Source organism: Dellaglioa sp. CoH-55-MRSF-8, assembly GCF_056782195.1.
In genome coordinates this window covers 30453-56210 of sequence record NZ_JBXAYH010000004.1, presented here as the reverse complement: position 1 = coordinate 56210, position 25758 = coordinate 30453, and the positions used below count along the sequence as shown (strand labels likewise).

Annotated in this window: 23 protein-coding genes and 1 other annotated feature (1 of these 24 cut by a window edge); of the genes, 7 read left to right on the top strand and 16 right to left on the bottom strand. The window is 33.5% G+C overall.

Features of this window, described 5'->3' with window-relative positions:
• Window positions 1–103: a binding site (T-box leader), on the bottom strand; it reaches 98 nt to the left of the window's first position.
• A 37-nt stretch (window positions 104–140) separates the two neighbouring features.
• From tpx to ezrA, 4 genes are all read right to left on the bottom strand, one after another.
• The gene (gene tpx / locus AC1RPW_RS05455; RefSeq protein ID WP_481761667.1) at window positions 141–629 is read right to left on the bottom strand and encodes a thiol peroxidase; all 489 of its coding nucleotides are present in this window, start codon (window positions 627–629) and stop codon (window positions 141–143) included.
• Between the two features lie 115 nt (window positions 630–744).
• The gene (gene thiI, locus AC1RPW_RS05450; RefSeq protein WP_409022345.1) at window positions 745–1962 is read right to left on the bottom strand and encodes a tRNA uracil 4-sulfurtransferase ThiI; all 1218 of its coding nucleotides are present in this window, start codon (window positions 1960–1962) and stop codon (window positions 745–747) included.
• 15 nt (window positions 1963–1977) lie between these two features.
• A complete protein-coding gene (locus AC1RPW_RS05445; protein ID WP_481761666.1) occupies window positions 1978–3129 on the bottom strand; it encodes a cysteine desulfurase family protein in 1152 nt (383 codons plus the stop codon).
• Window positions 3130–3278: 149 nt separating this feature from the next.
• Entirely contained in the window at window positions 3279–5000 is a 1722-nt protein-coding gene (ezrA, locus tag AC1RPW_RS05440) for a septation ring formation regulator EzrA (RefSeq protein ID WP_481761665.1), read from the bottom strand.
• 391 nt (window positions 5001–5391) lie between these two features.
• On the opposite strand from ezrA, the gene rpsD reads away from it, so the two are divergent.
• Window positions 5392–6000, top strand: a complete 609-nt coding sequence (gene rpsD, locus AC1RPW_RS05435) for a 30S ribosomal protein S4 (RefSeq protein WP_409022342.1) — start codon at window positions 5392–5394, stop codon at window positions 5998–6000.
• Between the two features lie 25 nt (window positions 6001–6025).
• Here rpsD and AC1RPW_RS05430 read toward each other — a convergent pair whose 3' ends face one another.
• Window positions 6026–6643, bottom strand: coding sequence for a DUF1054 family protein (locus AC1RPW_RS05430; RefSeq protein ID WP_481761664.1), 618 nt, complete (start codon window positions 6641–6643; stop codon window positions 6026–6028).
• A 68-nt stretch (window positions 6644–6711) separates the two neighbouring features.
• On the opposite strand from AC1RPW_RS05430, the gene AC1RPW_RS05425 reads away from it, so the two are divergent.
• The gene (locus tag AC1RPW_RS05425; protein ID WP_481761663.1) at window positions 6712–7158 is read left to right on the top strand and encodes a YueI family protein; all 447 of its coding nucleotides are present in this window, start codon (window positions 6712–6714) and stop codon (window positions 7156–7158) included.
• A gap of 48 nt (window positions 7159–7206) precedes the next feature.
• On the opposite strand, the gene gshAB is transcribed toward AC1RPW_RS05425, so the two are convergent.
• Window positions 7207–9465: a bifunctional glutamate--cysteine ligase GshA/glutathione synthetase GshB gene (gshAB, locus tag AC1RPW_RS05420; protein WP_481761662.1), complete on the bottom strand. Its 2259-nt coding sequence runs from the start codon at window positions 9463–9465 to the stop codon at window positions 7207–7209.
• A 139-nt stretch (window positions 9466–9604) separates the two neighbouring features.
• Here gshAB and AC1RPW_RS05415 point away from each other — a divergent pair, with 139 nt between their 5' ends.
• Together AC1RPW_RS05415 and AC1RPW_RS05410 are read left to right on the top strand one after the other, a co-directional pair.
• On the top strand, window positions 9605–10876 hold the full coding sequence (locus tag AC1RPW_RS05415) for a replication-associated recombination protein A (RefSeq protein WP_481761661.1): 1272 nt from the start codon (window positions 9605–9607) through the stop codon (window positions 10874–10876).
• Window positions 10877–11568: 692 nt separating this feature from the next.
• Complete coding sequence (locus AC1RPW_RS05410; protein WP_409022337.1) at window positions 11569–12054, top strand: universal stress protein; 486 nt, start codon at window positions 11569–11571, stop codon at window positions 12052–12054.
• A gap of 34 nt (window positions 12055–12088) precedes the next feature.
• Here the strand turns inward: AC1RPW_RS05410 and AC1RPW_RS05405 are convergent, their stop codons facing one another.
• The 5 genes from AC1RPW_RS05405 to AC1RPW_RS05385 form a co-directional block, all read right to left on the bottom strand.
• Window positions 12089–12646: a DNA-3-methyladenine glycosylase I gene (locus AC1RPW_RS05405; RefSeq protein WP_481761660.1), complete on the bottom strand. Its 558-nt coding sequence runs from the start codon at window positions 12644–12646 to the stop codon at window positions 12089–12091.
• 72 nt (window positions 12647–12718) lie between these two features.
• Window positions 12719–13825 carry a D-alanine--D-alanine ligase family protein gene (locus AC1RPW_RS05400; RefSeq protein ID WP_409022784.1) on the bottom strand — a complete coding sequence of 369 codons (1107 nt, stop codon included), beginning with the start codon at window positions 13823–13825 and terminating at the stop codon, window positions 12719–12721.
• A gap of 102 nt (window positions 13826–13927) precedes the next feature.
• Entirely contained in the window at window positions 13928–15238 is a 1311-nt protein-coding gene (locus AC1RPW_RS05395) for an NCS2 family permease (protein ID WP_481761659.1), read from the bottom strand.
• Between the two features lie 135 nt (window positions 15239–15373).
• On the bottom strand, window positions 15374–15928 hold the full coding sequence (locus AC1RPW_RS05390) for a 5-formyltetrahydrofolate cyclo-ligase (RefSeq protein ID WP_481761658.1): 555 nt from the start codon (window positions 15926–15928) through the stop codon (window positions 15374–15376).
• A 4-nt stretch (window positions 15929–15932) separates the two neighbouring features.
• Window positions 15933–16973 carry a zinc-binding alcohol dehydrogenase family protein gene (locus AC1RPW_RS05385; protein ID WP_481761657.1) on the bottom strand — a complete coding sequence of 347 codons (1041 nt, stop codon included), beginning with the start codon at window positions 16971–16973 and terminating at the stop codon, window positions 15933–15935.
• Between the two features lie 200 nt (window positions 16974–17173).
• Between AC1RPW_RS05385 and AC1RPW_RS05380 the strand changes: the two genes are divergently transcribed.
• Window positions 17174–17890, top strand: a complete 717-nt coding sequence (locus AC1RPW_RS05380) for a DUF975 family protein (protein WP_481761656.1) — start codon at window positions 17174–17176, stop codon at window positions 17888–17890.
• A gap of 30 nt (window positions 17891–17920) precedes the next feature.
• Here AC1RPW_RS05380 and AC1RPW_RS05375 read toward each other — a convergent pair whose 3' ends face one another.
• Entirely contained in the window at window positions 17921–18562 is a 642-nt protein-coding gene (locus AC1RPW_RS05375) for a DNA alkylation repair protein (RefSeq protein ID WP_481761655.1), read from the bottom strand.
• Window positions 18563–18654: 92 nt separating this feature from the next.
• Here AC1RPW_RS05375 and AC1RPW_RS05370 point away from each other — a divergent pair, with 92 nt between their 5' ends.
• Together AC1RPW_RS05370 and AC1RPW_RS05365 are read left to right on the top strand one after the other, a co-directional pair.
• Complete coding sequence (locus AC1RPW_RS05370; protein WP_481761654.1) at window positions 18655–19758, top strand: baeRF6 domain-containing protein; 1104 nt, start codon at window positions 18655–18657, stop codon at window positions 19756–19758.
• Window positions 19759–19860: 102 nt separating this feature from the next.
• Window positions 19861–20331: a nucleoside 2-deoxyribosyltransferase gene (locus tag AC1RPW_RS05365; RefSeq protein ID WP_481761653.1), complete on the top strand. Its 471-nt coding sequence runs from the start codon at window positions 19861–19863 to the stop codon at window positions 20329–20331.
• Window positions 20332–20423: 92 nt separating this feature from the next.
• Here AC1RPW_RS05365 and AC1RPW_RS05360 read toward each other — a convergent pair whose 3' ends face one another.
• The 4 genes from AC1RPW_RS05360 to sufB all read right to left on the bottom strand — a co-directional run bounded on the left by AC1RPW_RS05360 (window position 20424) and on the right by sufB (window position 25749).
• Window positions 20424–22328, bottom strand: a complete 1905-nt coding sequence (locus AC1RPW_RS05360) for a M13 family metallopeptidase (protein ID WP_481761652.1) — start codon at window positions 22326–22328, stop codon at window positions 20424–20426.
• Window positions 22329–22599: 271 nt separating this feature from the next.
• Window positions 22600–23370 (bottom strand): ABC transporter permease, encoded by a 771-nt coding sequence (locus tag AC1RPW_RS05355; protein WP_481761651.1) that lies wholly within the window; start codon window positions 23368–23370, stop codon window positions 22600–22602.
• Entirely contained in the window at window positions 23363–24298 is a 936-nt protein-coding gene (locus tag AC1RPW_RS05350; RefSeq protein WP_481761650.1) for an ABC transporter ATP-binding protein, read from the bottom strand. Before AC1RPW_RS05350 ends, AC1RPW_RS05355 begins: the two co-directional genes overlap by 8 nt.
• Before the next feature lie 56 nt (window positions 24299–24354).
• Window positions 24355–25749 (bottom strand): Fe-S cluster assembly protein SufB, encoded by a 1395-nt coding sequence (gene sufB, locus AC1RPW_RS05345; protein WP_481761649.1) that lies wholly within the window; start codon window positions 25747–25749, stop codon window positions 24355–24357.
• Window positions 25750–25758 lie beyond the last annotated feature (9 nt).

Below are 25758 nucleotides of genomic sequence, written 5' to 3'. Positions count from 1 at the left end.
TCAGAATAACGACTCCTGAGCTACCACCATAATGTCTAATTAAAATGTTTCAGCCTAGCATTTTATCTCTGAAATGACTGGTGTTCTCATTCTTTGTCTGTAGTCACATTTTAGCGTTTATTCTGAAAATCGTCAATATTTTATTTTTTTAATTCTTCAAGTAGTTTAGCGTAGTCTGGCTCATTTGAGATTTCCGTAACCAGTTCTTCATAAATAACATGTCCAGTTTCATCTAAAATGAAAACCATTCGAGCCATATGACCAAATTCCGGAACATCTAATCCAGTAACTTTCGCAAAATTCCCCTTATCTGCATGAAGCAATTGTAAATTGTTTACACCCTCAGCGGCACACCAATTTTTTTGATCTTCTTTTGAATCATCAGATACGGTAATAAATTCGATATCTCTAAAATTATCTGCTTCCATATTAAAACGTTTTGTTTCTATACTGCAAACACTTGTCGTAATACTTGGAACAACACTTAATACTAATTTTTTACCTGTACTTTTAGGTAATGTTACAACTTGATCATTTTCATCGTACGCATTAACTGTAGGAAAAACTTCCCCTACTTTTGGTGCTTCCCCAACTGTATCCATTTCACTACCATGACGAGTTACTTTCATAATTGACCACCCTTTCTTTATTTATCTCTATCTTACTCAATTACTGTTTAAGAAGCGACTTATTTGATTGGACAAAAAAAGATTAGACCGATTTGTCTAATCTTTTAAAGTGCTACTATAGTAATTCTGCGAATAATTCACTATTTTCATTTAAATATTCTTCGCCAACACGAATCTTGCTAACCTTGACACCTGCCAATGCACGTTCCATTAAGCCATCGATATCCAAACGAGCTTCAAATTCCCTTGAACGGTCTAAACGAGGCTTTGTTTTAGGTGCTGGTGGGGCAAAAATTGTACAACAATCTTCAAATGGTTTAATTGAAAGTTCAAATGTATCAATTTTTTTAGCAACATCAATAATTTCATTTTTATCCATTGAAACGACTGGTCGAATAATTGGCATTGTTGTAACGTCATTAATTGCAACCATGCTTTCAAGTGTTTGAGAAGCAACTTGGCCTAATGATTCTCCATTAAAGATTGCTAATCCACCACGTAATTCGGCAATTTTTTCAGTTAAACGTAACATGAAACGACGTGTTATGGTCATTAAATATGGTTCTGGTACATCATGTTTAATTTGCTCTTGAATCTCAGTAAAAGGAACTTCAATAAATTGAATCGTTCCAACATAAGGTGTCAATTTAACTGTTAGTTCTTTAGCCTTAGCTAAAGCTTGTTCACTTGTATATGGTGGACTGAAGAAATGAACCATCTCCATTGAAACACCACGTTTCATACCAAGGTACCCTGCAACAGGCGAATCAATTCCACCTGATAACATTAACATCCCTTTACCAGCAGTACCAACGGGTAAACCACCAGCACCCTGACGCGTTTCAGAAGATAAGAAAATCCCATTTGAACGAACTTCAACACGTAAAATAATATCAGGCTGTTTCATTTTAACAGTAATGCCAGGCACGTGATCTAAAATCCAGCCACCTAGTTCGTCATTCAACTCATTAGTATCTAATTCAAAATCATGATCAGAACGACGTGTGTTAACTTTAAATGTTGTCCCTTCAACAAATTGCTCACTAATCATTGCTACAGCTGTTTCTTTAACTAAATCCATATCTTGTTCAACGCGAATTGCAGGTGAAAAATTTTGAATCCCAAAAACCTGTGATAAACGTTGCATAACTAATTCGCTGTCGTCACCGTTTAAATTAATGTGCATCCGATCACGATTTGCTTTAACAACTAAATCATCAAAACCATGTAAACTATTTCGAACGTTTGTTCCTAGGCGATCAATAAAGTTCCTCTTATTTTTTCCTTTTGTTGATAGTTCGCCATAACGAACCATTATCTCTGTATATTGCATGTCGACATCCTCTCATTATTTAGAATTAATTTTTTCAAATTTATGATACAAAATATCAAAAATACGATTAAATTCTTTTGCTTCTTCTAGCGTATTATTTCCATCAAAACTGATTCGAACGGCTGATTTAGCAAGCGGTTCTGGCACATTCATTGCTAATAATGTGCCAGATGCTTGATTTTTCTTTGATGAACAAGCACTTGTAGTTGAAATATATATTCCTTCACTTTCAAATGCATGAACAATTGATTCGCCACGAACACCCTCAATTGCAAAACACAATATATGTGGCGCAAAATTTGATTGTAATTTTGAAAAAGTTGTAATCTTATCAAACTTACTAATATGGTTGAAAACTAATTCTTTAACAGCTTTTTGTTTCATCACCATCTTAGTTTCATCTGTTAATAATAATCGCAATGCTCTTGCCATGCTAGCAATTGCAGGTACATTTTCAGTTCCGCTACGTAAGTTATGTTCTTGTCCACCACCTGTAAGAAGTGGTTCAATGTGACGACCTCTTTTACTGTAAATAAACCCTACTCCACGTGGCGCATGAAATTTATGCCCAGAGAACGTTACAAAATCTACTCTGTCACTCATAAAAGCTTCTTGCACACCTTTACCAATGGCTTGAACAGCATCCACATGAAAATGAACTGTTGGATAATCTTTTAGTACGTCCCCAATTTCAACTAAAGGCTGAATGGTTCCAATTTCATTATTAACTGCCATAACTGAAACTAAAATAGTATCAGATCTCAAAGCAGCCTTTAAATCATCAATACTAATTCGCCCCTCATCATCAACTGGCAAATAGGTAACCTCAAAACCAAGCTGTTCCAGCTGAGCCATTGTATTCATAACAGCAGGATGCTCAACGGTTGTCGTAATTAAGTGCTTACCATGGTTCATTTTTGCCATAGCCGTTCCTTTAATTACCCAATTGTCACCTTCAGTTCCACTTCCAGTAAATAATATTTCATCTTCAAATACATTTAATAAGCTTGCGATCTGTTGGCGTGACTGCTCTAATAAATTATGAGCTATCTCACCTAAGTTATTTAGGCTAGATGGATTACCCCATACTTGGTCACTAACTTTATTATATGTATCTAAAACTTCGGGCGTTATTTTTGTTGTTGCGCTATTATCAAAATAAATCATTAGTTACCTTCTTTTCTGAAAAATACTTTTCTCATTATAATATACTTCGTACCAGATTGACACTTTTTATTCATCCCTGGTGTTTCTTTATAGAATATAAAAGTGGCGACTGAACAAATTAATGCCCTAGTCCCCACTTAATATAGTTACTATTCAATTTCAAAGCTGTCTTCCATATTATCATAATATTGTTTCTCTATTTTTTTATATGAACCAGGCTCTACTTTATCTAATGCAGTCGCAATTGTTTCCAAACTAGCTGCATAATTAAAATCATTATTAAATAATTGCTTTGCCTTTTCAAATGCAATTGCAATCTCTTCATTCGAATTTCTAAATCTATTCGCATATTGTAGTAAACTCTCAGATAACGATGCACTATCAATAAGATCGTGTGTCTTATCTTCTAAACTTTCAAGATCTGCTTCAATATCGATAATTTGTTTTGCAATTTTTTCAATGTTAATTCTTAATTTACCAATTGCTACTTCAACTTCTTCAATTTCATCACTAACAACATAGAAAAAATCTAAGTAATCATTAGGTAGTCCTGGAAGATTAACCTGTTCAACTTGTCTTTTAATTTGATGTAATTCAATATCAAATCTTTGAATTGTTGCGCTGGCCTTTTTTTCATTGCTACGTAAATCCTGAATACTAGCATCAATTTTTTGTTGTTCAGATTCAATTTTTTCTAACAACTTAGAGTTTTGTTCAACTCGCTCAGCCATCTCGCTATAAATTGCTTCACCAGAATCAATAACCGCTTTATCAGTATCATGTTGTGCATCAATGTCCCTAATTTGTTGATTTAATTTTTGCGCGTCTTCTAATTCATTATGACTTAATTCATAATTTTGACCCAATCTATCTAATTCAACTAAAAGCATTTGACTTTGTTTTTCAGCATGATCAATGAATTTACGATAACTTTCTTCTTGCTTTTCTATCTTATCTTTTGCGGCCAACTCTTTTTCCATAACATCATATAAATAATCAATTTGATTAGCCATGTCATTAACTGCAACAATTGTTGACGCTACTTCTAGGTTCTCTAATTTAAGTAATGTTTCGTCAACACGTGTTTGAATTTCGTCTATTTGTTTAGGGATGTCATCCCCCACTGGAAAATTATAATTTTCATCCGTTAATTTCATGTAACCAGATTGTAATTCAGCAAGTTGATCTGGAAATTCGTTCTTCAAACTTTTATATAGTGGTGGAATCTCATCAAGAATCTTTTCTAACGAAGTTGTATCTTCTCTTAACTTACTTAAAACTTTTTCAGCCGTATCATGATCTCCAGCACTCGTTAATGTTGAAAAACGGTCAAAATCATCTTCAAGACCAGTTAGTTTATCCTCAAGTTTATCGATACTAGGTCCATACGAAAAGTTCTTTGATAATAATGTTTTACGTAAATCCTGATATTTTTTTTCAAGTGAATCAACAGCTTGATGATTACTTTCATCACTTTCTTTCAACGACGTTAATGCTTTTTCAATCCCTTTAAGTGTTTTTTCACTTGAAATTAATTTTACTTCTATTTCTGCCGCTAATTGACGGTTAGAAAGAAATTGATATTTCGAGTTTGCTTCATATGCTTCATTAATTTGTGTCGAAATTTTAGGCAATTTTGCATTTTGCACTTCTTTAAAGTCTGATTGTAATGCTGAAAATGTTTTAAGACTTTCACCTGTTAACCCCAAATCCTTCGTTAACTGAAGCTGTTGTTCAACTTCAGAATGAGCAATAACCTTTACTTGATCACGAAATGTTTCGAATTTTTTTTCATTGCGTTTCTGAAGAAAAAACGCTGTTGCATAGATAATAATGGCTACTACTATTATTCCAACAAAAATCTGTGTCATATCCTAATCCCGCCTTTAGCTTACTAAAATTTATATTTACTTTTCACATTCAAATTTTATGCTTCTAATCATTATATCATAGACCTTTAAAGCGTTCACTAGCTTTTATCTATTATTTATAGAAATTAATGTTATTAATTATATACATTCTTTTTATTATGTAAACAAACGTGAAAACAAATTGACATTAGTTTAAAAAGACAGTATGATGAGTCTTGTGTAAAATAATGCAGCGGTGGACGGTAAGCTCGTCAACAGTTTGTTGCCCAATTGTCTTGGTTCAATTAGTACCCTTTCAGCTGCAAAGGTGAACATTGCAAAACAAACTGCACGAATACTAAGTTCACAAAGGATTATTTTACTCCAAAACAAATATTGGAGGAATTTATATATGTCACGTTATACTGGCCCAAGTTGGAAAGTTTCACGTCGATTAGGTCTTTCTTTAACAGGTACTGGTAAAGAATTAGCTCGTCGTCCTTATGCACCCGGTGATCATGGTCAAAACAATCGCCGTAAATTATCAGAATATGGTTTACAATTACGAGAAAAACAAAAACTTCGTATGATGTACGGTTTATCAGAACGTCAATTTGCTAACTTATTTATTAAAGCTGGTACAATTCGCGAAGGTAAACATGGTGTTAACTTCATGATCTTACTTGAAGGTCGTTTAGACAACGTTGTTTATCGTTTAGGTTTGGCTTCTACTCGTCGCCAAGCTCGTCAATTGGTAAACCATGGTCACATTACTGTTGATGGCAACCGCGTTGATATTCCTTCATACGCAGTTGAAATCGGTCAAGTAATCTCATTACGTGAAAAATCAAAGAGTTTACAAATTGTTAAAGACGCAATGGAAGCATTAGTTGGCCGTCCACAATTCGTACAATTTGATGCTGATAAATTAGAGGGTTCATTAACTCGTTTACCAGAACGTGAAGAACTTGAAGCAGATATCGACGAATCACTTATCGTTGAATACTACAACAAATTATAATTTCAAATTAAAAAACATCTCATTCTTAATGAGATGTTTTTTTTGTCCATATTTTATAGATTTCAATTAGTGGCAGTAATGTATTTTTCAAGTCGTTTAGTTGTTTATATTCATTTAAGCTAAAAAACTCATCTTCAATAGCTAAATTCTGTCCAATCAATAGTTCTTTAGTTTGTACACTACTCCACTTTTGACTATCAGTAAGTGTTATTGTGTTTGCTAAAGTACCCGTCTCTTTATTTGTATGATCCACTGACCACACGAAAGTATCTTCTAGTTTCTGAATCATTATTATTGATTCAGAAACGCCCTCTTCATACAAGCTTTTGTCTTTAATATCTGCTAATGCAGATAACCAGATAAATAACCGATCATCCCAATAACCAATTTCAAAATGTGGCATCATTTTATAGCCACGTTTATTCTCGCTAAAAGCCATCCAAGTATCAGGCGGTGGATTTTTTGATCTTCTAGCATGTTTTGCAATGTGCAAATACATTTTAATTCCTAATTGTTCTTCTAAAAAAGGTAGTAGTTCAGCTCCCACCTTTTCGAATTTGGGATCAATAATTGTCTTTATTTTTTTTAATCGTCCGTCTAATGTTTGATCTTTAAAAATTAAAAAATCATCTTTTATAAACATTTCGCTCTCTCCTTTTGTATCAAACATGGTATGCTAAATTCATAACTTACTGAAAGGTGGTCAACTCCATGACTGAAAATAACTTAGATCCACATCTTCAATCTGGCCTTTACGGAACACCTCAACTTCATCCCGATGAACAAAGAAAGTACTTAGGGACATTTAGAGAGCGGGTCAGCCTAGCAATGACTGTTGCTGAGGTAACAGCATCTAAAAATATGGCTGGATTTGAAAAAGAACTACTTGAACATCCCGACTATCATGTTCTACTTAATGGTACAATTGATCAGAATATATTAGCCCCATACATCACCTTAACGCATAAGCATGATGTTAAATTTACATTAACATCAAATAATGATACTCCTGATGGGGTTGAAATTATGGGGCTAGTTGTCGCTTCTGAAAAAAATGCGATTAATGAATCTGTTATTGATATTAATGAAAAATATCCAATTATACAAGTTGAAACGCCAGAAAAGAAAAAATCATTTTTTGAAAATTTATTCGATTAGCATAAAAACTTAAACTAACACTTTTATATTAAGTGTAGTTTAAGTTTTTTATTTGGTTTCTAAAATCTTTACTATTTCATTAGCAATAGGCTGGTTATCTCCAAAATTAGGAAACGAATTTATCGATAAATCAGGAGCCGTTTCAATTGAAAGAACGGTTAAAGCATCCCTATGTCTATAGTCATATGCTATATACAAGTTAGGAATAACCACATCAACTGCCCCCATCGTCATTTTTAAACGTTTTGCATAACCTTCAATTAACGCTATATATGATTCGTCCATTTGATTGCTAACTTCATTTTGATTTGCACCCGAATAAAAATTACTATCATATCTAATGATTGCTTCAGACCCTCTTGAAATAACAGTTGATTCAGTAATACCTTGTGATGCTATTGTTTGATGTTCAACTTCTGACAATTTAAGCGGATACCATGGACCTTGACTAGTACGTTCTACTTGTGCATTTTTTATTGTAATTAACTGTGCCAACGTCTTTCGTCCATCGCCAACTACACTAACTGGTAATCTTTCAACAATACCCTTTACATGGCCACCTACAATCATAAATCGATAGACTGACCCAACAGTAATTTCTTCAATTAAAACTTGTGTATCAATTGATAAGATACGTTTAACGGCTTCTTTATACTCGCTTAACGTCGGAGCCACTCGAAATACATGTGTTGCTTGACTGCTCTTTATGAATCTTGGCTTAATAACTAATGCTTTGTTGACTACATCTGCATAATAGTTCATAGCTTCATCTAAAGTGTGTACATTAATACTACTAGGAACTTTAATATCAAGGTTGCCCAATATTTTTTTAGTTGTTTGCTTGTCATATGCAATTTTGTTTAAAACACTGGTATCTAAATCAGAAATTACCCCATTTTGCAGAAGATGTCCGTTCACCCGTATGACGTCCAAATCACTGTCAACAAGATCAAAATAAGACCCTCTTTTTATCAACGCTGCTAAAATAAGCTGCGTATTTTTCGAGTAACAGTTAAAGCCAATCAATGAACTTAACTGTGACTGATACTTTATCTTATTAGATTTTGCTTGTTCCATTGCAAAATCAGCCAACGATTTATTAATATCTTCATCAACTATCCTTGCACTCAGACTCAATTCAGGTCGTTCAAATTGTAATTTAAATTGAACTAATGTATCCTCTAAATTTTTATCTAGATAAAAATTATCATTAAATAAAATTAATTCGTTCAGCAGTTTTATTGCAGCATTTTTAACAATCGAGGTTGTTTTAGGGTCTTCTATTGCCACCTCATTTTTTAATTGTTTCGCTTTAAATATAATATCATCAACTTCATTTTCTGCCATATCTGGCGTCATTAGAAAGTAAGCCGCTAATAATTGAATAAACTTAATTGTGTCACCTTGAATACCAACACGAGAAAATGGATCAACATCAAATCCACGGAGTTCAATATAATTAACACCAGATGAAATTAATGTATCTTCCTTTTTAGTAGCTGATTTAAATTGTACATCTCCATAATATTCAGAAAATGATAACAATTTACCATTCTGGACCATCTTATTAAGTGACGTAACGTATGAGTTAATTGATCGATAAGAAGCTTGAACTGAACTATCAATATTGGTATAGCCAAATTCACTGTTTCTAACACTTCTAACCGGATGACAAGCATTATAATTAGTACTTTCAACAATTGGTGTTGCTCCAAACAAGTAAGTTGTAAGCCAACTCTTTTCCATAAATTTGCGTCCAATTTTTAAATAGACGTAATTATGAAATTCTATATAAGAATTAAAATAACTATGAAACTCAGAATCAAATAAAATCTGAATTACTTTTTCTGGAAAGCTAAAATTAAGATGTACAGACGTAAAAAGTTGACGTTTTTTTCCATACTTTTCTGCTAATTTATTTCGGTATATAAATCCTAATTCATCTGGATGCGCTATTCTTACTTTAGATTCATCCACTGGTAATTTAGGAATTGAACTCAATGGCCATAACTGTTCATCACTATCCAATTCTTGTGTTGCGACTTGTTGAATGGCATCTAGATAGTTAATAACATTATCAGCCCCCTCAATTGGTGGCGTGATAAATTCCATTTGTGATTCGCCAAAATCTGTTTTTATATAAGGATGTTTAAATCTATCTCCTAATGATTCAGGATGATCAGTTGAACTCAGCACTCCCGTATTCTTCACTCTTTGAGTTTCTCGCTCTAATCCTATCAACGATTTTCTAAGTAGAGGTGCGAGCTTTTCTTCCTGAATTTGTAATCCGATTGCATCTAGTTTCATATCATTGTGCCTCCTCATTTGTCTATTACATTGTACCAAATATTTGAATTAATCCTTCATATTTGCAATCCATTGTGCCAATTAAATTTATGCAATATGCTATACTATTCTTTAGTAATCAACGTGAAAGGAGCCACATATGTTACAACCACTTGCATTCAGAATGCGACCAACTAAAATTGAAGAAGTCGTTGGCCAACAACACCTTGTTGGTCCAGGTAAAATTATCAAACGAATGGTCGAAGCAAAACTGCTTTCATCTATGATTTTATACGGACCACCTGGCACTGGTAAAACGAGTATCGCCAGTGCTATTGCCGGATCAACTCAGTATGCATTTCGTAAATTAAATGCTGCAACTGATTCTAAGAAAGACCTTGAAATCGTAGCTGAAGAAGCAAAAATGAGCGGTACTGTTATTTTACTTTTAGATGAAATCCATCGATTAACGAAACCTAAACAAGACTTCTTATTACCCCACTTAGAAAGTGGCCAAATTATTTTAATCGGTGCAACAACAGAAAATCCTTACATTACCATCAATCCAGCTATTAGAAGTCGAACACAAATCTTTGAAGTTAAACCTTTAGACGAAAATGATATTGAAACTGCACTTGATCGTGCACTAGTAGATAAAAATATTGGTCTCGGAAATCTTAATATTAATTTAGAAGCTAATGCACGGTTACACTTAGCGCGAGCAACCAACGGAGATTTACGTAGTTCTTTGAATGCACTTGAACTAGCTGCTAAGTCAACCCCACCTGATAGTTCAGGTGTCATTACCTTATCACTATCAGTCATAGAAGAGTGTCTACAAAGAAAAGCATTAACCCATGATAAAGATGGCGATGCTCACTATGATGTTATTTCTGCTTTTCAAAAATCAGTAAGAGGTTCCGATGTTAACGCGGCTTTACATTACTTAGGACGTTTAATTCTTGCTGGTGATTTACCTACAATTGCAAGGCGTTTAATCACAATGGCATACGAAGATGTCGGATTAAGTAGCCCTGCAGCATGTGCTAGAACCTTAACTGCTGTACAGGCGGCAGAAAAAATTGGCTTTCCAGAGGCTAAAATACCTCTGTCTAACGCAGTAATTGATCTCTGCCTCTCACCCAAATCAGACTCGGCAAATGTTGCCATAAATAATGCAATTGCTGATATTGAAAAAGGTGGTTTTGGAGATATTCCTGCTCATTTAAAAGATTCACATTACAAAGGTGCTGCAGATTTAGGTCATGGTATTGGTTATAAATTTCCACATAACTATCCAAATGATTGGGTTGCCCAACAATATCTTCCAGATAAATTGAAAGATGCTAATTATTATGAGCCTAAAGCAAACGGGCGTTATGAACAAGGACTTAAAGAACAATATAGTAAATTACATCCATCAAAAAGATGATTTGTTGCCGCTTACATCATAATTGTTGCACCTTTTAAAAGTCTGTGCTATATTAAAGATGAAGTTCTGAAGTGTACGCGTTATCTTATTAGAATGTTGACCGAACAAATAATTATACCTAGGCGTCAACTTGATAGGCTAGCTAATTTCAAGCCTTTTCACTTGGTAGTTAGAGGCTAGTACAGTCGATGCCACCTGCTTCACTGCGGGCTCAACTCACGAAGATGATTAACGGCACTACGCGGATATTCCAAAGCTTTTGCTTTGATGGTCTGGGCAAACTATGTTTGCTCAGACTTTTTTTATTAAGAATAAAGGAGTCTTTAAATGTTAATTCGGATACTTTTAGCCGTTCTTTCACTCTTACTCTTGACTATCGGCTATTACTTATTCTCACATCGCAACAAAAATTTTATGATATTTAAACCTGAGTCAAACCAGGTGCTAAGCTCAATACTACTTGTCTTTGGGTTAATTATCTGTATTGAAAGCTTAGTTGGCTTAATTTCAGTAATCATTTTTATACCCATATTTTGTGGGATACTAGTTACTCTAGCCTGCCTTACGGTTGGTGCTTTAACAATTATTTTATCTTTTTTTATGCATTAATCTAACTTTGTAACCGTTTTTACTTCTATTTTCATTCGTTTTGTCGTAAAATAGAGGTATATAAAAGAAAGAGGTGGCCGACCATGTTACAACAATATAAAAATATTTTAGTTCCTGTAGATGGTTCTGATGAAGCAAAATTAGCATTCGAAAAAGCAGTACAAGTAGCTTTAAGAAATGGCGAAGATTCTACACTTCATCTTTTGCATGTTATTGACACTAGAGCATTCCAAAATATCTCAAGTTTTGATACGTCAATGGTTGAACAAGTTAGTGATACAGCAAAAGAGACATTGAATAAGTATATTGCACAAGCAAAAGCAGCTGGTCTTAAGAATGTTGACTACTCAATTGAGTATGGTTCTCCAAAAGTAGTTATTGCTAAAAATGTTCCTATTAATTTAGATATTGATTTAATTGTGATCGGCGCTACTGGATTGAATGCAGTCGAACGATTATTAATTGGTTCAGTTACAGAATACGTAACTCGAGTTGCTGTTTCTGATGTCTTAGTTGTTCGAACAGATTTAAATAACACACCTGCTCTTAAAAATAATCTTAAAAAATAAAAAAAGAAATTAGCCATAATTGGTTAATTTCTTTTTATTTTGTCTTGAATTTACATAAAGTAATATGGTCATCTACCATACCCATACTTTGCATCAATGAATAAATAATTTTAGGACCAACAAACTTAAACCCTAATTTCTTCAATTCTTTAGATAACTTTTTTGAAATGTCGGTTTCAGCTGGAACATCCTCTGCATGTCGCCAGAGATTATTAATTGGTTTATTTGCTACAAATTCCCATAAAAATGAATCAAATGATTGCCCATCTTGGTTCATTCTTATGATCGCCTGTGCATTCGCGATAATAGCGATAATTTTTTGCTTATTTCGAATAATATCTGCATTTTCCATTAGTTCCGCAATTTTATCTTCATCAAATTGACTAACTTTGTAAATTGAAAAATTTTCAAAAGCGTGATTAAAATGATTACGTTTATTTAAAACGGTCTTCCAGCTCAACCCTGCTTGCATTAATTCTAAACTCAATAATCTGAATAGTTGTTGATCGCCATAAAGCGGCTTTCCCCATTCTTCATCATGATAATCTTGCATTAACTGATTACCCGATTGGGCCCATGGGCATCTTTCCATATTCTATTCTCTCCTTCACTCAAATAAAAAAGATTACTAGTGCTGTCTCCAGACTAATAATCTTCTTAAAATTTAGATTTCAGGTAATTCAGTAAAGTCATAATGTAATTCTTTAACAGCGGCATGTTCGTCGAATGCTAATTGGATTAATTTATCAATTAATTCTGAATAACCAATTCCTGAAACTTCCCACAATTGTGGATAAAGCGAAATGTTTGTGAATCCAGGTAACGTATTTAGTTCACCAAGATATGGAATACCATCTTTAACTAAGAAATCAATTCGTGCTAAACCACGACAACCCAATGCTTCAAAAGCACGTAATGACATGTCTTGGATTTCTTTTGTTAATTCATCTGGTAATTCAACAGGCATTTCAAATTCCACACCTGAAGCATCAACGAATTTATTATTGTAATCGTAAAATACATCAGATTTAGGTACGATAACTGCACCTAATTTTGAAGCTTTTAAATCAGTATTTCCAAGAATTGAACATTCAATTTCATCAGGATTTTCGATTGATTCTTCAACTAAAAGCTTTGTGTCATATAAAAATGCATCTTCTATACCTTCAAGGAATTCTTTTTCGTTATGTGCCTTATGAATACCAACTGATGATCCTTGGTTAGCTGGTTTAATGAAAACAACTTCTCCAAGTTCCTTACTAATGTGTGCGTAAGTCATTTCAGCACGATTGTTGGCCTTAACAACCAAATATTTAGTATTTCTGATATTATTTAACGTTAACATTTTCTTAGTTAAATCTTTATCAAATGAAATTGCTGATGAACGAACATCACTACCAATATATGGTTTATCTAAAAGTTTAAATAATCCTTGAATTGTACCATCTTCACCCATATTACCATGAATAACTGGATAAAAAAGATCAATATCTTTAACTTCAGTTAAACTCATGATATTAGCTAACGGATTTGTAAAATCAATTGTTGGTAAGACATCTTCAACAACTTTTGCTTCTGGTTCGCCATCAAAAATGCGACGTGAAGCAGCATCTCCAAGTAGTACACCTTCCTTTGTAAACATGAATAAACTAACTTCGTACTTATTTTTATCCATTGCATCGTAGATATTATGTGCTGAACGTTTTGAAACGTCATGTTCTGATGAATTACCACCAAAAAGTAATCCAATGTGTATCTTTTCGCTTGTCATCATATTCTCCATTCCTATTGTATTATTTTTGTTCGCTTTAAACTCTTAGTCTAAATAATACCATGTTTATAGTAGATCTGTCATTTACGTTTGCTATTTTATTTAAACATTTAAAATCCACATGAAAAGTAAGAACACAAAGAACAGTCCGTACATGATTGGATGAACATCTTTTCGACGACCAGCAGCAATCATTGTAATTGGATAAAAAATCATTCCCAAAGCAATCCCGTCAGAGATACTATAAGTTAATGGCATACCAATTACAATTAAAAATGCTGGAATTGCAATTTCCATTTTTGTCCATTCGATTTTTGTTAAAGATTGTGCCATCAATACACCAACAATAATTAATGCTGGAGCAGTGACCTGTGTTGTTACAACTGATAATAATGGCGAGAAAAATATCCCGACAATAAATAATAATCCAGTTGTAACAGCCGTTAAACCTGAGCGTCCACCAACGGCGATACCTGCTGAAGACTCAACATATGCACCAACTGGAGATGTTCCTAAAACAGAGCCAGCAAGCATTGCTGTTGAATCAGCAACTAAAGCTTTACCGACACGAGGCATTTTATTGTCTTTCATGAATCCGGCTTGTTGAGCTAACCCAACAAGTGTTCCAGCAGTATCAAAGAAAGTAACTAACAAGAAGGTTAAAACGACTACCCATAACTGAACCGTGTTAATATCACTAATATGTTTAACGCCTTGCATAAATGTTGGGGCCAAACTTGGGGCACCGGCAACAACTTGTGTTGGCATTTTAATTAATCCTGTGATGAATCCTAGAATAACTGTTGCAAACATCCCAATAAAAATACCACCTGGAACACGTCTAACCATTAAAATTGCAGTAACAATTAAGCCAAAGATTGTTAACCATGTTGTACCAACGGTCAATGGACCTAGGCCCACAACTGTGGATTTGTTTGCGATAATTAAGCCACCATCTTGTAAACCGATAAAAGCAATAAATAAACCAATACCACTTGAGATAGCGTATTTTAAGTTACTTGGAATAGCATTAATAATCATTTCGCGTAGTTTAAAAATAGTAATTAAAATAAAAATTAGTGATGCTACAAATACACCTGCTAAAGCTGTTTGCCATGGAATTCCCATACCTATAACAACTGAATATGAGAAAAAGGCATTAATACCCAATGCGGGAGCTGTTGCTATTGGGTATTTAGCTAAAATACCCATTAAAATACAGCCTAAAGCACTTGATAATGCAGTTGCAGTAAATACTGCCCCTTTGTCCATCCCCGAAGCACTTAAAATCGTAGGATTAACAAATAATATGTAAGCCATTGATATAAACGTTGTAAAACCAGCTAACATTTCGCGTTTAACCGTTGTATGTAACTGATCAATTTCAAAATATGATTTAATGCGATTAATCATTTTAAATCTCCTTTTCATAAATACATTTGTTCGTGTTTATCTCATTAATGAGCAATTACAATTTTACTATATTCGTATATTAATGTAAATAATATTATTAAACTGTATTTTGTTAAGGATTTATTCAAATAGAACTTATACTGTAATAATTTTATCAATTTTAATATCAAACTGATTACTTGTCCATTTCTCAGAAATTACATTTTGAACGTCCAAACAAAGTGAAATTGTTTTTGGTTGATATTTTGCAATATACCGATCATAATAACCACCGCCAAAGCCAATCCTTTGATTATTCTCTAAATTAAACCCAACTCCTGGTACAATCACTAAATCTAAATTATTCTTTTCAAGTGCAACATTATATTCAGGTTCTAATAGTCCATAATCACTTTTTATAAGCACCTGTTCAATAGATAAGTAAGGTAAAAATGCAAGTTGCTTTTCAGGCATCGTTTTTGGTATATACACCCTCTTACCTTGAGACAGTGCCGCCAATAGTAATTCGTTAGTACTAAACTCAATCGATTGACTAATTGTTAATCCGATTGAATCAGCCGATTCCCATTCTTCAGATTGTAAAACTTTATCAATAATTGCCTTCTCCTGATTCCTTTTTTCAAGGACCTTATTTTTTGCCAAATCAACCATCTTGTTAATAATCATTTTTCTAATTTCTTTTTTACTCAATAGCTTATACCTCCGCGTTAAATTCACCAGTTATTACAAACTTTCCAATCATCTTACCATTTTCAACAACTTCAGAAGCCGTTCGTAAATTATCGGCGTTAATCCCCACCAATGATTTAGTCATCGTTGATTTTAGTTTGCCTTCATCTAATAACGTGGCTAAGCGATTTAATGTTTTACCTTGAGAGCTCATATCTGCCGTGTAATATACACCTTTAGTAAAAACTGTTAGCCATTTAAACTCATTACTTTTATTTTTTAATTTACCAATTGGTAAATTATCAGATGTGCCCACAATTGAAGTAATAATACCCTGAGGTCTGATGATATCTGCTGCTAAATCAAAATAAGTTTCTGTTGAGTGCAATATTAGAATACCATCAACTTCATTAATATTTAATTTAACTAATTGTTTCTTCAAATCTTTTCGGTGATTAATGACAATATCAGCGCCCATCTTTTTAACCCAATCGCTCGTTTCTAATCTTGAAGCGGTCGTGATAACAGTCAAACCAGCCCATTTAGCAAGTTGAATAGCAATAGAGCCTACACCACCAGCTCCATTAATAATTAAAACTGATTTTCCACTATTGGCATTTTTCTCTGGAATGAAATTTAATTTTTCAAATAATGCTTCCCATGCTGTTACACCTGTTAGTGGCATAGCGGCTGCTTCACTGTCTGTTATTTTCTTGGGTGCATTTCCAACTAGTCGTTCATCAACTAGCTGATACTCAGCATTACTTCCTGAACGATTATTGACACCTAAATAAAAAACCTTATCACCACTATTAAATTGTGTTACTTCTGATCCTATTTCAGAGACGACCCCGATTGCATCGAAACCTAAAATAAGTAATTTTTCTTCAGAATCAATTAACATTCTTGATTTATAATCTATTGGATTCACTGAAATACCCGTTACCTTCACAAGAATATCATGATTTTCAGGTGTCGGTTTATCGATTTTGACATCTCGTAATGCATTTTTATCTTCTGTCGGAAATTTTCCAAATGCTGCGATGGCCTTCATTTTATTTACCATTAGCTCACTCTTCTTCCATTAATATAGATTACGCTATTCATCTTACTACAATCTAACAAAAAGTTTGGTTTGTTTCACTTTTATACCGTCTAAAAATATTGAAATACTCACATTCTCAATCTGTCAGTATAGACTTAATATTTGGTTTAATGTATGCTTAAAATATTATTAAAACATATACAATTAAGGAGACACACATCATGGAAAAACCACTAAAAACGAGACAACAACTGAAATCTGAATCAAAGGCATTACTTAAAGGACACTGGAAGTCAGCTATCCTAGTTAGCTTACTAGCAATCCTTATTTTTATTGTTTATTCTCGCTTATATTCTACTGAGTACGCAGACATTATGAATTTATATTCTACTGAAAATAATAACCAATCATCAGCTATCAGTCCTATAATTTCAGCAACTGTCGTTGTTCTTTATCTTATTTTTCAAATTCTACTTGTAGGTGTTTCATATACATTCTTAACTTGGGTCAGTTCACAAAAAACACCAGAACATGCATTTACACAAAGTTTCCAAGTTTTCTCAAATGAATTATTTTTCCCATCTATTGGTATCGCCATTCTCAAAACCATTTATAGTACACTTTGGACTCTCTTGCTTATTGTCCCAGGAATTATTAAATACTATTCTTATTCACAAGTCTTTATGATTAACAAAGACTTAACAGATAACCCAAATCATCCTGACATCAGTATTAATAAAAAAATAACGTTAAGCCGTGAATTAATGAACGGACACAAATTTGATTTATTCGTAATAGAGTTAAGTCTGGTTGGTTGGTACCTATTATCAATCGTGACACTTGGAATTGGTTATATTTGGTACATGCCTTATCAACAAGCAATTAAAGCAAATTTCTACAGAGACCTTGCCGGAGATAAATTCTTAACCTTAAAATAAGCAAAAAAGACTGAATAAAATCAGTCTTTTTTATTTTGTCTTCACATGTTTAAGTCCTTCTCGCACAGCTAGCTTTGATAGATCATGGCTCTCAATAAAAGTTATAACCCAATTTTCATCAGTCTTAGCATACTCACGTAATGACCAACCAATCGCTTTTTGGATGAAAAATTCATCTGTTGTTCTATCATTCAAAATCATCTTTGATAAGTAAGCTAGATTAGTTTCTTCACGATAGCCTAACTGAAGATTTATACCCACACGACGCATCCAGAAATTATCATGGTTTTCAAATTGCTTACTAATATCGTTAAAATTTATCGGACTTAATTTTAAAAAGTCACTAATAACCTTACGTAAAGCATCTACTGAATCCCACCATGGTTTAACCTTAATTAACTCAACCAATACTTGGACTTCATCAACCGTCAATCGTTTAAGATTTTTTTGTGCTAAGTCGATTGCAACATATTGATACTCTCTTTCTTCACGACCATAATAAGCTAAAATTTGTGAGATTAACTCTTCTAGAGGCCAACTCTTAGATTCTTTCATCAAGTCCTTTGTTAGTTCACGTCGACTTGGTGTCTTAATCCCTAAGTAAGAAAAATTATTTTTCATGTAAGCTTCCATTTTTTTAATATTTTTGTTATCTTTTTCTAAATAAATCATATTTACTCCTTTTATGAAAACGTAACCATATAAGTTGGATAACCGTTTTCATGATGTTATACTAAAGGTAATCATATAAAGGGGGAACCATTATGTCAATGCATAACAATTTGAAAAAATTACTCACAATCAAAGAAGAACCCATTGTATCAATCTTTATCAAAACATATCCAGGTATTAATTTTGCTGCGAAGAATCAGTTAAAACTAAAAACTAGTTTAAAAACTGCCAAAGAAGCTCATTCGGATGTACCTAAGAAAACTTGGGAACTAATTGAAACACAATTGGTTAATTTTATTAATGAAATTGCAGATAAAATCGGTCAATTCCCTAGTATCGCACTTTACTTAACACCTAACGATTACTTTAAATTTAATTTAAATCACGCTATTGAAGTAGATAAAGTTATTGTTGGTCCTGAAGCATACACTTTACCTTTATTAGCTCAACAAGCAACAAAATTATCAGGAACAATCCTAAGCTTACACCGTGATTCATTTGAATTACATCAATTCAAAGAAGGTGTCTTATTGAAACAAGAACTCCCAGAGGATGCTCCTATCGACATGGTATCAACTCTTGGTCCTGAAAGTACAGATACCACGACCACTCATGGCCCTACTGGCGCCCTCCATGGGTTAAATACTAAGGATGAAGAAAAAGCGATTGATAATAGAAATTACTACTTGGCAATTGAAAAATTCCTAGTTACCCATCCCGAATTAATTTATAAACGTCTTTTCCTTATTGGACTACCTAAAAATCAAAGCTTATTCCATGAATTAACAAAATTAAAATCAGTTAATTCAGAAATTACAATTAAAAAATCACCTAGTGCCCTAACAACTACAGAAATTGAAAAAGATTTGTTAGATCAAAATCAAATTTTAATCAATCAAACAATTGATCATTTATTGGATCGTGCTCGTTCACTTGATGAAGTTAATCCAAGCAAAACAAACCCAATCGATTTGTTTGCTCTATTAACGCAACATCGTGTTAATACTTTATTAATTAACGAAGACGCTGTATTCCCTGGTTTAATTAGTGATGGTCAAATTATCGATACTGAACCTGGAAAAACAACCAATAACTTATTAAATGATTTAGCTAACTTTACTTTACGTAATAGTGGTAACGTTTACGTTATTTCAGCTGACCACTTTAATTCAGGTCAATTCGTTTACGGTGTTTAGAAATTGAAAAAGAAGACTTCATTGTCTTCTTTTTTTGTGCCCATTTTTAAAATGTCATGCTATACTTAAAAAAGCAAATATATATTCCAGGAGACGATATTAATGAATAAAGTTTATTTAGCAGGTCCATTTTTTAGCGACAAACAACGTGAACGTGTTTCTCAAGTTGTTGCAGCATTAAAAGAGAACAAAACAATTGATAGTGACAATATTTACTTGCCCCAAGATAATCAAAGTAAACAATATGAACAATTCAGTCAACAATGGCAACGTGCAGTTTATTTAGCTGACACACGCCAAGTTCATCGCGCAGACGTTGTTGTTGCTATCTTAGACTACAAAGAAGACGAAGATAACGAACCTGACTCTGGTACTATGTTTGAAGTTGGTATGGCAGTAGAAGCTCATATTCCAGTTATCTTAGTTCAATTTGAAGCTGGTCGTGTTATCAATCTAATGTTATCTGAAAGTTTAACTGCTTTCTTTGATGAGAGTAAAAATGGCTTAAATGAACTTTCTGAATATAATTTCAACGTTTTGGAAGAAAAAATTACAGAGAACGAAGTATTATAATATGCTACCTTTAAGTATTACGGATAAACAATCGCAGCAAAAAGGACATTATCATTTTGATAATGTCCTTTTAATTTGTCTTAATTAATCATTTACCAAATATTAACGCGTTCATCGACTGCTTTATACATTGCATCACTTGCAACAATATCAAAGGCATCATAAAATTCTGCTAAATTTTGAACTTGAATATTAGCACGCAACTTAGCAGGGGCATGAACATCAATTGATAATAACAATTGCATATACTGTGTTGAAGCCTTCATTCGCCATACTTGTGCCCAATTAATGAAAAATGCTTCAAAATCAGTATCGTCTTCAGATTTAGCCGCTTCAAGTGCACAACTAAGCCCACCAGCATCAGCAATATTTTCAGAAACTGTTAAAGTCCCATTAACTTTTTGGCCTGCGAATTCAGTTCCGTCAAATTCAGTAATCATTTGTTGTGATAATTCTTTAAAATGGGTCAAATCGGCTTCACTCCACCAATTATTCAAATTACCATACTCATCAAATAGCGCACCATTATTATCAAAAGCATGTGAAATCTCGTGCGCAATAACTGCTCCAATACCACCATAGTTAGCACTACTACTCTGCTCTAAACTATAAAATGGTGCTTGTAAAATAGCCGCTGGAAAGACAATGATATTTTTAAAGGGATGATAATAAGCATTAACTGTTGCTGCACTCATCTCCCAAAGATCACGATCGACAGGTTTATCCCACTTACTAAACATATCTTCAGTGGCTAATTTATCAAAGGCCATTGCATTCTCTAGCAATGTTTTTTCCATATTAACGTGCATTTTTTGATAAAGCGGGTTAATTTTATCTGGATACCCAACTTGAATACCTAATTTACTTAATTTTAAAATTGCCTTATCACGTGTAGTACTTGTTAACCAATTATTAGTAGCCAATCTATTTTGATAAACATTAATCATCTTTTCAACCATCTGTTGAACGTCTGCTTTAGCATCTTCACCAAAGTATTTATATCCATAATATTCGCCCACAACCCCACTATAGGTTCCCATGGCTAGATAATAAGCAAACTTTTGTTGTTTTTTCGGTGCCTTGCTTCCAGATAATGCACGCCCGTATTCACCAGCAATAACACGTAAGTCATCTGATAAATATGAACTAAGACTCCCTACTGTTTTAACAATTAACCAACTTTTAAATTCTGTAAAATGAGTTGTATTCACGAGTTCATCAATAGATGATAAAAATTTAGGTTCAGTCACAATTATTTTTTCTGGTTCATTCCCATTTAAAAGATTTTTAACAATTGATTTTAAATCTAAATTACTACTTTGTGAACTAAATTCTGTGAAACTTTGTGGGTTGTACGCTTTACTATAATCAGCTGATTCTTCAGCACTCTTGACATTTGGCACTAAGTTACGATCAAAAGTTAGTGCCTCTGTAATAACATGATTTGCATTTTCTTCACTATAATCTAAAGCAACTAATAACTTAGTCATCATCGCCCTAAATGCTTTAAGTAAACCTTCAGCTTGTGAATTATCTCGTTCATAATACGTTTTATCTGGTAAAACCAAACTCGGAGCTGCCACAAATAAAGCATTAATTTTAGCATTTTTCATATCAGCATCAACATCAAACCCAAGTGGTGTTGGATAACCCGCACGAACAAAATCTGCCCATTTAGTATCGAAATCAGCTAAACTTGTTAAATTTTCTAAAGGTGCTAAAACTTTTTTCAATGGTAAGGTTCCTTCTGATTCACGTCGATCAAAATCAGCTGCTAAGGCATAATAGTTTAAAAATTCTTGCATTAATGGTGCTTTAACACTAGAATCAGCTGACATTTTTTCAAAATCAGCCATCAAAGTTTTATCAATTTCATCAGCTAAATCATTAAAACCACCCGTCGCAGGTTTATCATCAGGAATTTTGGCAGTTTTTAACCATTCACCATTTACTGCTTCGTATAAATCATCTTTAATTAATTGTTTATTTATAGTCATTATTTATCTCCTTTTTAGTTTTATATGTAGCTAGTATAAACGTTATTCTAGTGTTTTAATAATAATTTACTTGAAAAACAGACATTTTTTCAAAATATACCTTATATCTATCTTTTAAAGAGTCTACGATATCTATCTTTGGTACCATTTTTCGTACCCTAACAAAAAAACAAAAGCCATAAGACTTTTGTTTTTGGTGCTATCCAGATTCATTATTGATCAACCGTCACAGAATGATTAATAAGAAAGAAGGATTATTACATTGGCTATCCTAACTTCTCAAACCTCTACCTTTATTAATAAGATACCAACAAATCCAGTAAAGAACACCAATAAACAGAATAAGAATTATCATTGATAAAGCAAGTGATACATCAGTCTTACCTAAAAAACCATATCTAAATCCTGAAATCATATAAACAATTGGATTAATCTTAGAGATGGCCTGCCAAACTGGTGGTAACATTGAAATAGAATAGAAAACACCACCAAGATAAGTTAATGGCTGTAAAACAAACGTAGGTACAATTGACACATCATCAAATGACTGTGCAAAAATACCATTAATTAATCCTGCTAATGAAAATAAAATGGCTGTCATCAAAAGTGTGATAATAATAATGACCCACGAAAAAACATGAAGAGGTACAAAAAATAATGAAATAATAGTGACAAGTGCCCCAACTAAAACACTTCTTCCAAGTCCTCCAATAACAAATCCCCATATAATAATATGCGTTGGTACTGGTGCAACTAGTAATTCTTCAATATTTTTCTGAAATTTCTGAGAAAAAAATGACGAAGATACATTAGCATACGAACTAGTGATCACCGACATCATAATTAACCCTGGTACAATGAATTCCATATATGAAAATCCACCCATTGCACCAATTCGGCCACCAATCATTTTACCAAATATAATAAAATACAATGATGTTGTAATCACTGGTGGTACTAATGTCTGTACCCAAATTCTCAAATAACGATTAGTTTCTTTTATTGCGAGACTTTTTAATGCAGTAAAATATTGATTAAACATGTTTCTCCCCCACTTGGTGCTTTTCTTCCGTAATTTTCAAGAATAACTCTTCTAATCGATTCGATTTATTTCGCATAGAAAGAACTTTTATCCCTTGTTCATCAAATTGTTTAAAGATCCCATTAACACCTTGATTTCGTTCAACTTCGATAGAAATTGTTTGCGCGTCTTCAAAGGAATTTTTATACCCTATAATTTCTGGCTTTTTATCATACACATCTAAATCGAAAATAAACGTTTCAAATTGTAATTTTGATAATAAAGTTTTCATGCTCGTATTTTCAATCAACTCACCTGATTGAATAATACCGATATGACGACAAAGTGTTTCTGCTTCTTCTAAATAATGAGTCGTCAAGATAATCGTTGTGCCATTCTCATTCAATTCCTTTAAAAAAGACCACATTTCACGTCTCAACTCAATATCTACACCCGCAGTTGGTTCGTCTAAAATGAGCAACCGAGGTTCATGCATTAATGCCCTGGCAATCATCAATCTTCGTTTCATCCCACCAGAAAGCATTCGTGCACGTACATTACGTTTTTCCCATAAATCTGACTGTTTTAAATATTTTTCACTGCGCTCCATTGCTTCTTTATGAGGAACACCATAGTAACCAGCCTGATTAACAACAATTTGTTGAACCGTTTCAAAAGGATTAAAGTTAAATTCCTGTGGGACAAGTCCAATTTGTTGTTTGGCTTGTACCAAATTGGTATCAATATCGTAATCAAAAACCTTCACTGTTCCCGCTGTTTTATTCACAAGAGATGTAATAATACCAATTGTCGTTGATTTTCCCGCACCATTAGGCCCTAAAAGTGCATAAAAATCCCCTTCTTCTACAGCCAGATCAATACCACGTAACGCTTTAACACCCGTTGCATATTCTTTTTTTAAGCCTTTTATTTCCAGTGCATATATCATTTAATTATTATCCCCTTATTTACTTTTTAGGAAAAGTAACATCATTCTAAACTATTTTACCCCACACTGCCTTCCATCTGATACTCAATCAGACGATTCAATTCAACAGCGTATTCCATCGGTAATTCTTTGGTGAACGGTTCAACAAATCCCATTACAATCATCTCTGTTGCTTTTGCTTCAGAAATTCCGCGACTCATTAAGTAATATAATTGTTCTTCAGAAATTTTAGAAACTTTAGCTTCATGTTCCATAGAAACATTGCCATTTAAAATTTCATTAAATGGAATCGTATCACTCGCTGATTTATCATCCATGATGATTGTATCGCATTCGACATGTGCAAACGAACCATCACTATGTCTACCAAATTTTAAATAACCTCGATAATCAACTCGTCCACCATCTTTACATAACGATTTAGAAACAATCGAAGAAGTCGTATTTTTAGCATTGTGAATCATTTTTGCCCCAGTATCTTGAACGATATTCCCACCAGCAAACGCAATCGACAACATTGTGCCATGTGCGCCTTGACCATCTAAATAAATACTTGGATATTTCATTGTAACTTTTGATCCAAGGTTACCATCAACCCACTCCATCGTCGCATTTTCTAAGGCTCTAGCACGTTTTGTCTCTAAGCTATACACATTATCTGACCAATTTTGAATCGTTGTATACCGACAATAGGCATCTTTCATGACGTTCACTTCAACGACTGCCGCATGCAAACTGTCTGCCGAATAATTAGGTGCTGTACAACCTTCAACGTAATTAACACTTGCGCCTTCATCAACAATGATTAATGTTCGTTCAAATTGTCCTGTATTCTCCGCATTAATTCTGAAATAACTTTGAATAGGCACCTCGGTCTTCACACCTTTAGGTACATAGATAAAAGTACCACCAGACCAAACAGCCGAATTTAAAGCTGAAAATTTATTATTAGAGGCAGGAACCAATTTGCCAAAATACTGTTTAACCAATTCAGGATATTCTTGGACGGCAGCATCTGTACTCATAAAAATAATTCCTAATTTTTCAAAATCTTCACGCATATGATGGTAAACAACTTCTGATTCATATTGTGCAGAAGAGCCAGCTAAGTATTTACGTTCAGCTTCTGGAACACCAAGTCGGTCAAAGGTTTCTTTAATCTTATCTGGGACATCTTCCCAGTCTCTAGCAACATTATCACTAGCACGTTGAAAATAGCGCATATTAGCTAAATCTAACTTAGACAAATCAGGACCAAAACTTGGCATTGGCATCTTTTCATATAAGGCAAAGGCACGAAGTCGATAATCCAACATCCACTCTGGTTCATTTTTTGCTGCCGAAATTTCTCGAACAATCGCTTCGGTTAAGCCACGCCCAGTTGAATAAACAGGCTCAATATCATCTTTAAAGCCATATTCATACTCACCACCAACATCTAGTTCTTTCATATCTTACCT